Genomic DNA, 1,056 nt, shown 5'->3' with positions numbered 1-1,056 from the left:
AACTGTGGCAGTGATTGGGTGCTCATCACCGTTACTGTCGGTAATAATAATGTTGATAACCGTGCCTTCAGGCTCTGTTGAGGTACCACTAACAACTGGGGTGCTGTCGTTACCTAGACCCAATGCGTCAACAGTGACGATTGGTGTAACCGTATCAACATTGCCACTGCTATTCGCTGTGCTCTCATTGCCTGCGGCATCGGTAATGCTCGCAACAACTGTGAAGTCACCTTGGGCAAGCGCGTTTGATACTTCAATAACCCAGTGGCCATCGCTGTCAACTATTGTATCAATGGTTTGCACAGCACCTGCGCTATCCGTGATAGTGAGTGTGACAGTGCCACCAATTTCATTACTGGTGCCCTGCAGCTCAGGTGTTAAATCGCTAACATCGCCTACGTTTTGAATGGTGAGCGTTGGCGCTTGCGTGTCGATAGTCGTGGTGTCACTCACGGTGGTTTCATTGCCAACACTGTCGCGTACACTTACTTCAATGGTGCTTTGACCTTCACTTAATGGTGTCGCTGGTGTGGCGCTCCAATCACCGTTTGCATCCACAAGCGCGGTGATGGTTTGTGGGTTGCCGTTGCTGTCGGTAACCACAATCGTCACTTGTGCACCCTCACCTGCATCGCTTGTGCCGCTTATGATTGGCGTGTTGCTGTCGCTTTGTGCTGCAACATCAACAGTGAGTGTCGGTGGCGTATTATCAAAGTCGTCTGAGCTAATTGTACGGGTATTACCTGCTGCATCGGTCGCTGTTGCGATCACTGAGCCTAAGTTCAGTAATGAGATATCAATACCAGTCAGTGACCAGTTACCATTGGCGTCAGTGGTTGTGGTGTAACTTACGCCCACACCGCCGCCAACAAGTTGCTCAGTAATGGTAATTTCACTGCCAGCCGGTAAATCAGAGGTGCCGTTTAATAACACCAATGAGCCTAATAAGAAGGTAGGTGTAAATGCTAAGTCTGGCGGTGTTATATCGACTTCGCCACTGTCTGTACCTGTGCCTGTGTTGCCTGCAGCATCGGTGATGCTGGCGCTGACGCTGTA

1 protein-coding gene is annotated in these 1,056 nt (G+C 50.1%); it reads right to left on the bottom strand.

Annotation, left to right across the window (positions count from 1 at the left end; translation table 11 throughout):
* The coding region (locus GQR46_RS20030; RefSeq protein ID WP_240922937.1) for an Ig-like domain-containing protein at positions 1 to 1,056 on the bottom strand (1,056 nt) is incomplete at both ends.

The organism is Pseudoalteromonas sp. Z1A6, assembly GCF_011378745.1.
In the GTDB taxonomy this organism is placed as follows: Bacteria; Pseudomonadota; Gammaproteobacteria; order Enterobacterales; family Alteromonadaceae; genus Pseudoalteromonas; species Pseudoalteromonas arctica.
This window is presented reverse-complemented; position numbering and strand designations above follow the sequence as displayed.